The 443-nt window shown below is 70.2% G+C and carries 1 pseudogene; it reads right to left on the bottom strand.

Annotation, left to right across the window (positions count from 1 at the left end):
- A pseudogene (locus BN1121_RS02770) lies at positions 1–443 on the bottom strand (SLC13 family permease); the annotation flags it as partial.

Below are 443 nucleotides of genomic sequence, written 5' to 3'. Positions count from 1 at the left end.
CGACCCGGCGCCGGGTCGCCGGGGTCGCCTGGGGGCCCAGCTCGGCCGCCTGGTGAGCGGCGGCGCGCTCATTCGGCGTGATGCGGGCGGGGAAGATCAGCAGCACCAGTGCCACGATGAGACCGGTCTTGAGCAGGCCCAGGATGGGGAAGTGCAGCAGCAGGTAGTCGGTGTAGCCGAAGTGGATGCCGTGCAGGGTCTCGCTCGCCCCCGAGAGGATCATGTTGGGGATGTTGGCGGGCAGGATGGCGAAGCTCGGCATGTTGCAGGTGAGCGCCAGGGTGACGGCGATGCCGAGGCGCCCGCGGCTGCCGTGGGCAAAGCCGACGCGCTCGGCCAGGGCCATACCGATAGGCACCAGCACCACGGCGCGGCCGATCGAGGAGGGCATGACGAAGCCGAGCAACATGGCCATCAGAGCCAGGCCACCGATGAGGCGGGGG

This window comes from Aeromonas diversa CDC 2478-85, assembly GCF_000819805.1.
Lineage (GTDB): Bacteria > Pseudomonadota > Gammaproteobacteria > Enterobacterales > Aeromonadaceae > Aeromonas > Aeromonas diversa.
The sequence above is the reverse complement of the archived record's forward strand: the minus strand, read 5'-3'. Positions and strand labels throughout refer to the sequence as shown.